4 protein-coding genes are annotated in these 5,688 nt (G+C 66.1%); 2 read left to right on the top strand and 2 right to left on the bottom strand.

Annotated elements, in window-relative coordinates; genetic code table 11:
* Positions 1-52: 52 nt before the first annotated feature.
* Positions 53-1,549 carry a hypothetical protein gene (locus tag RDU12_RS11765; protein ID WP_300291611.1) on the bottom strand — a complete coding sequence of 499 codons (1,497 nt, stop codon included), beginning with the start codon at positions 1,547-1,549 and terminating at the stop codon, positions 53-55.
* A gap of 185 nt (positions 1,550-1,734) precedes the next feature.
* Here RDU12_RS11765 and RDU12_RS11760 point away from each other — a divergent pair, with 185 nt between their 5' ends.
* Both RDU12_RS11760 and RDU12_RS11755 read left to right on the top strand, forming a co-directional pair.
* Complete coding sequence (locus RDU12_RS11760; RefSeq protein ID WP_308684742.1) at positions 1,735-3,720, top strand: acetyl/propionyl/methylcrotonyl-CoA carboxylase subunit alpha; 1,986 nt, start codon at positions 1,735-1,737, stop codon at positions 3,718-3,720.
* Positions 3,721-3,847: 127 nt separating this feature from the next.
* Complete coding sequence (locus tag RDU12_RS11755) at positions 3,848-4,843, top strand: DNA cytosine methyltransferase (RefSeq protein WP_308684740.1); 996 nt, start codon at positions 3,848-3,850, stop codon at positions 4,841-4,843.
* Here the strand turns inward: RDU12_RS11755 and RDU12_RS11750 are convergent.
* The coding region (locus tag RDU12_RS11750) for a hypothetical protein (protein WP_308684738.1) at positions 4,817-5,688 on the bottom strand (872 nt) is incomplete at its 5' end. The genes RDU12_RS11755 and RDU12_RS11750 overlap by 27 nt on opposite strands.

Genomic DNA, 5,688 nt, shown 5'->3' with positions numbered 1-5,688 from the left:
CCCGGTCGCTACGCGACCACCCTCCCCGTCGCCGGGGAGGGAGATCGTTCATTCAGCCGCCGAACAGCGATCCCACCCAGGCGCGGACGGCGGTCTCGTCCACCGGATCGCCCGTGTAGGTCAGGCCCTGCGCCGGGACGAACGGCTGGTTGTTGCCCCGCTCGCGCGAGATCCAGGCCTTGTGGCCGTAGCTCAGGTCCGCATAGCTCGAGGGCAGGCGCTCGACGGTCTGCTCGATGAAGATCGAATCCGCCGCCGTGGTCGAACCGGCGATGCGCACGTTCGGCAGACGGCTGACCAGGTCGAGGGTGTCGAGGCAGCCGCCCGAGCAACCGGCGTCGACCAGCACGATCACCGGCCCCTGCACGGGGTTGGCGACGGCGGGATCGGCGGTGGTCGCGGCCTGGGGCTGGGTGAAGCTCGGCTGTCCGGCGGCGATGGCGGCGTCGAAAGCGGCCAGCACGGCCTCGGTCTGGGCGATGACCTCGGGCGCCTCATAGACGAAGCGGGCGTCCTGCTTCATCCGTTCGATCACCTCGGCGTACCACTGGCGGTTCCCCGGCGTGGCCCGATAGACGAAGTCCTCGCCGGTCGGCTGGCGGCTCTGGGTGAATTCCGAGGTCCAGATGCGGTTCAGGACGCCGTAGCCGCGGGCGGTCGAGCCGAGGTTCGACGAACCGCTGCCGCCGCGCAGATCCAGCACGAAGCCCTGCGGCCCCTGGATGGCGCCCAGCTGGCTCTGCAGCTGCGCGTTGAAGGCGTCCCAACCGGCGTCGTCGGCGAACGAATGGACGTTGATCCACGGACGGCCGTTGACGGTCTCGATCGCCAGCGGCACGGGCCCGGGCGTGTACAGGGTGGCGCGGTAGGCCGCCTCGAGGTTGGCCGGGACGACCGGAACCGGCCGCAGGTCATAGTCGCGCTCGCGGCGGTTGCCGACCTTGAACTTGCAGGTCGAGGGCGTGCCGCCGGCGTAGGGATTGTTGCGGTTCCACAGCAGATACGGGGCGGAGGTGATCCGTCCGGCCTCGGTGGTCAGGTCGCCTTCCCACAGGTCCAGCTTGGTGCGGGAATATTCCTCGATCGGGACCAGGTTGCACTCGGTGACCACGGCTCCGACCGGCGGCAGGCGGCGCACGCCCGGCTGGACATAGGTCACCACATACTGGCCGTTGCGCCAGCCGGTCGCCAGGCCGGGCCAGCTGGTCGCCGTGTAGCGGTCGGCCGAGGTCTCGTAGCTGGGGCGGATGACGATATTCGAATCGCGGAAGCCGGCGGCGTAGTAGCGCAGCAGATAGGCGTGGCTGGAGCCGCTGTTGGACTGGCCGACCTTCGACAGGGCGTCCTGCAGCCCGGCGTCGAGCCAGGCGCGGAAGGTGTCGCTGGCCTGTCCCGGCACGACCGGCGCGGGGTGGTTGGCGGCCAGCTGGTCACGGGCGGCCTGCAGGTCCTGACGCGCCAGCGTCTGGAAGTCCTGGGCGAGGGCGGAGCCGGCGCCGAGCGCCAGGGTCAGGGCCGCGGTCGCGGCGACGGGGAGGATACGGGACATGAAAGTCAGGCTCCGGGCCGTGGGAACAGGGATCGGGCAGCGTTAAAGCCCATTGGAGCGGGCCTTGCCAAGCCCGTACCCCGTTCGGATGAACGCCCCCGTCGGTTTACTCGCCCGGGATCGCGGCCTAATCGGGGCGGCGCCGTCACCGGCGATCACGTTCGCTTCAGAGCCCCCGAAACCGCATGTTCTCAAAGATCCTGATCGCCAACCGCGGCGAGATCGCCGTCCGCATCATCAAGACCTGCCGCCGCATGGGCATCAAGACCGTGCAGGTCTATTCCGAGGCCGACGCCGGCTCCCTCGCCGTCGAGATGGCCGACGAGGCCGTGCTGATCGGTCCCGCCCCCGCCGCCCAGTCCTATCTGCTGGCCGACAAGATCGTCGAAGCGGTGCGGCAAACGGGCGCGGAGGCGGTCCACCCCGGCTTCGGCTTCCTCAGCGAGAACGCCGGCTTCGCCAGACGCCTGCGCGACGAGGGCATCGCCTTCATCGGCCCCAACCCCGAGGCCATCGAGGCCATGGGCGACAAGATCAGCTCCAAGAAACTGGCCGCCGAGGCCGGCGTCTCCACCGTCCCCGGCCACATGGGCCTGATCGAGACGACCGAGGAGGCAGTGAAGATCGCCAACCAGATCGGCTATCCGATCATGATCAAGGCCTCGGCCGGCGGCGGCGGCAAGGGCATCCGCGTGGCCCACTCCGACGCCGACATGGCCGAGGGCTTCGCCGCGGTGAAGGCCGAGGCCCGGAACGCCTTCGGCGACGACCGGGTGTTCCTGGAAAAGTTCATCATCGACCCGCGCCACATCGAGATCCAGGTGCTCGGCGACAAGCACGGCAATGTCGTCCACCTGTTCGAGCGCGAATGCTCGATCCAGCGCCGCAACCAGAAGGTCATCGAGGAAGCCCCCTCCCCCCTCCTCGACGCCGCCACCCGCGAGGCCATGGGCGCCCAGGCCGTCGCCCTGGCCAAGGCCGTGAACTACGACAGCGCCGGCACCGTCGAATTCGTCGCCGGCCAGGACCGCAGCTTCTTCTTCCTCGAGATGAACACCCGGCTGCAGGTCGAGCACCCGGTCACCGAACTGATCACCGGCGTCGATCTGGTCGAGCAGATGATCCGCTCGGCGTGGGGCGAAAAGCTCGCCTTCGAACAGAAGGACCTGGCCATCAACGGCTGGGCCATCGAGAGCCGGGTCTATGCCGAAGACCCCTACCGCGGCTTCCTGCCCTCCATCGGCCGCCTCGTCCGCTACGACACCGCCGAGGAAGGCCCGCAGCCCGAGGGCTACACGGTCCGCAACGACTCCGGCGTCCGCGAGGGCGACGAGATCTCCATGTTCTACGACCCGATGATCGCCAAGCTGTGCGCCTGGGGCCCGACCCGCGACGCCGCCATCGACGGCATGGCCCGGGCGCTGGAGGACACCCACCTGCAGGGCGTCGGCCACAATGTGCCCTTCCTGGCCGCCGTCATGGACCAGCCGCGCTTCCGCTCGGGCCAGATCTCGACCAGCTACATCAAGGACGAATTCCCCGACGGCTTCCACGGCCTCGCCCCGGATCGGCGCCAGACCGACATCCTGATCGCCAGCGCCGCGGCCATGAACGAGATCCTGACCGAACTGTCCGGCGACCCCTCGGCCCGCACCGACTGGATCGTCCTGATCGGCCAGGAGGCCCACGGCGTCACCCTGAGCTACGACGACGACGAGGCCCTGACCCTCGACCTCGCCGGCGAGGACCGCGCCCTGCGCCTGTCGGACATCGACTGGCGCCCCGGCCTGGCCCAGTTCCGCGCCGAGCTCGACGGCGAGCCCTTCACCGCCGAGGTCGCCCGCGTCGCCGACGGCTTCGTCATCCGCCACCGCGCGGCCAAAGCCCGCGTCCGCGTCCTGACCCCCGCCATCGCCGCCCTCTACGCCCGCCTGCCCGAGAAACAGGCCGCCGACACCTCCAAGCTGGTCCAGTCCCCCATGCCCGGCCTCGTCGTCGCCATCCCGGTCGCGGTCGGCCAGGAGGTCAAGACCGGCGAAACCGTCGCCATCATCGAGGCCATGAAGATGCAGAACATCCTCAAGGCCGAGCGCGACGGCGTGGTCAAGGCGGTCGGCGCCAAGGCCGGCGACCCGGTGGCGGCGGACGATGTGCTGGTGGAGTTCGAGTGAAGCTGTAGGGTCACACTAATCACAGCTTAACGACTAGCCGGTGCATTATGATGAACGGAACTGTTGTGTTCTTGAAATGTTCTGGTAGCTCTTTCCGGGCGAGTCACAGCCGAGCGAAAGGCGAACGATGATCACGAGCATCGATCTGTTCAGTGGCGCAGGTGGCTTGAGTCTTGGATTCGAGGCCGCCCAGATCACGCCGGTCCTCGCCGTTGAACTGATGCCCGATGCAGCGGCGACCTACCGAGGCATCTTTCCCGACGCCAACGTGCGTCAAGCAGACATTCGCACGATCGATTTCCGTGAATTCAGGGGCGTCGACATCGTGGCAGGGGGGCCGCCCTGTCAGCCGTTTTCCATTGGGGGATTAAGGCGTGGCCGAGAGGACATGAGAGACTTTCTGCCGGAGTTCGTGCGAGCCGTTCTGGAAGTCCGCCCCAAGGCCTTCGTGATGGAAAACGTCCCGGGGCTCGCATCGTTTGGAGATTATCTTCGGAACGTGCTTTCGCCGCTGGCCGACATTTACGCGATCTCGGCCCCTCAGGTGTTGAATGCGGCGGACTATGGAGTGCCTCAGTCAAGAAGGCGGTTGGTCATTGTCGGCAACCGCGAGGGCGTGGAATTTCGGCTTCCGCAAGGAGGACCGGAACGACGGGTTCCTGCGGGACTGGTTCTAACGCGTGCGGCTGTCGGTGAACCTAACCCTTCGAAGGTAGTGTTCGCGAAGCGCCCGGATCTGCGTCCTAACCCCTACCATGGACACCTCTTCAACGGAGGCGGTCGAGCCATCCAGCTTGATCTCCCGTCCCCCACAATTCTGGCGGCTGCCGGCGGGAACAAGACACACTTCCTAGATCTAGACGATCTCGTGCCGACTTATCACCGCCATCTGGCAAGCGGCGGCGCACCCTGGGTGGGTGAGTTGGCCGGAGCCCGTCGAATTACGATTCAGGAGAGTGCCGCTCTCCAGTCATTTCCCCCGCACATCCAGTTTTCCGGCCGGCGGAGTTCGCAGTACACGCAGATTGGCAATGCGGTGCCGCCACTGCTTGCGCAGGTCATCGGCGAGGCTGTTCGAGATCAAGTTTTCAGCCGATCACGCCGCCAACGAATGGCTGCGTAGAAGGTCCACGTATCTGTTCACGAGTTCCACATCAGTCTGCTTTTGGTCGACGAGGTCGTACAGCTTCCGGAGGGCATCCTCGCGGGCGGGCTTCTTCAATACCGCCAACATGACGCGGAGAAGGTCCCGTACGTCGATAACGGTCACGTCTGTGGTGGAATCGCCCAACAGCTCTCCCAGCACTTCAAGATTTCCGCCATATGCAAGGACGTGAGCCCGTGGCAACTCCGCGTTTCGTGCAGCCGTAACCGCCTGCGCTACCTTCGGCTTCCAATCCGACGCCGAGACCTCGAAAGCCTCCTCAACCCTTCCGCCCTGCATGATCTGTACATCAGCAGCCGTACCGGCGCTTGCGTCGGACGCATTGATGTTCTTGGTTTCGACGCGCAAGGCACGAGACCCTTGCCCGCCCAAACCGAACTCATCGATTAGTGCCGACAGGACAGCCGCAACCGCGAACTGTTCGAAAACACCGCCAGAACCTGATCCAAGCAGTTCATCCATGAACTGGGCAGTGGCGACGAAAGTAAGATTGGCGCGCGCCAGTGCCGGCATTGGCTTCACCGGTCGGGCATCAAGTGCCATCCGCATAGTCAACAGTTCGAACACGGCTTCGCGCTCTTCCCGGCTCGCCTCATTCAGCCACGGGAGCAAGGCGTCGTAGGATGGTACGTTGCCCGCAAGCAGGGTTCCTGATCGATTTCCTTTGGCGAGGGTCTGATACACTTCCTTCCGGGCGGCGATATGCCGAGCATGGAGCAGTTGTGTCACCAGCCTCGAGGCGGTTCTCGCTCCAACAGGAGGACGAGTGTGGTCGAACGCATCGTTCTCAAGCCCCCAAGCCA

Origin of the sequence: Brevundimonas sp. (assembly GCF_031082345.1) — a bacterium.
Classification (GTDB): Bacteria; Pseudomonadota; Alphaproteobacteria; order Caulobacterales; family Caulobacteraceae; genus Brevundimonas.
Note: the sequence above shows the minus strand (reverse complement) of the source record. Positions and strands in the feature narration are given on the sequence as shown.

What these genes read in the sequence shown, in the direction of transcription:
- RDU12_RS11760 (WP_308684742.1), top strand. Translation starts at nt 1,735, where the DNA reads ATGTTCTCAAAGATCCTGATCGCCAACCGCGGCGAGATCGCCGTCCGC.
- RDU12_RS11765 (WP_300291611.1), bottom strand. Translation starts at nt 1,549, where the DNA reads ATGTCCCGTATCCTCCCCGTCGCCGCGACCGCGGCCCTGACCCTGGCG.
- RDU12_RS11755 (WP_308684740.1), top strand. Translation starts at nt 3,848, where the DNA reads ATGATCACGAGCATCGATCTGTTCAGTGGCGCAGGTGGCTTGAGTCTT.